The sequence below is a fragment of the Xanthovirga aplysinae genome, assembly GCF_009711365.1.
In the GTDB taxonomy this organism is placed as follows: domain Bacteria; phylum Bacteroidota; class Bacteroidia; order Cytophagales; family Cyclobacteriaceae; genus Xanthovirga; species Xanthovirga aplysinae.
On record NZ_SMMB01000186.1, the window covers coordinates 1 to 625 of the forward strand.

Here is a 625-nt window from a genome sequence, read left to right on the forward strand (position 1 = left end):
AATCAGCAAAGGTGTTCCAGCGGTCTTCTATAGAATTGGCAGGGTTCATCATATAGTCCATGAAAAGGCCAAGAGGAGCTACTTCTGAGGGTTGCCGTTCAGCGATGTTTACTTCAGCCTGTTCATACCAGGAATCTAATAGTTTTTGTGCCCCTTCCATACCTCCCATTATGGCTGCATTCTTAAGGACGCCTTTCATAATCGTTCCTTTATTCTCCCAAAAGGCTTTACCAATGTTGGTTACTAATTTATTTAGAGCAGGGCTGCCTAAATCTATTTCGGTAGTAATGTCCACATTTACATCGATCACAACATCTATCACCACATCAATGTCGATGTTAGTATCTATATCAATATCTATTACTACCAAAAAGTCTATATCAATATCTATATCAATGTCTATGGTTATAGCAGTATCAACCTCAGTATCTACTTCTGAGTCTATGTCGGTGTCCACACTCACGTTTATAATTTCACCAATGTCTTCAGAAACACTGGTAAGGCTATCACCTACCGAGCTAGCTTCGGAAGAGACGGCTCCTTTCACCGAATTGATAATAGCTTTTCCGCCACTTAGTAAGGCAGAAGAGGCATCTTTTCCAAGGGCAATTACCCCATCAGCCAC

At 41.1% G+C, this 625-nt stretch carries 1 protein-coding gene; it reads right to left on the bottom strand.

The genetic code is table 11. The annotated features are described in order from the left end of the window. Positions 1–625, bottom strand: a 625-nt coding sequence (locus E1171_RS23235) for a hypothetical protein (RefSeq protein ID WP_222931285.1), incomplete at both ends; no start/stop codon positions are given.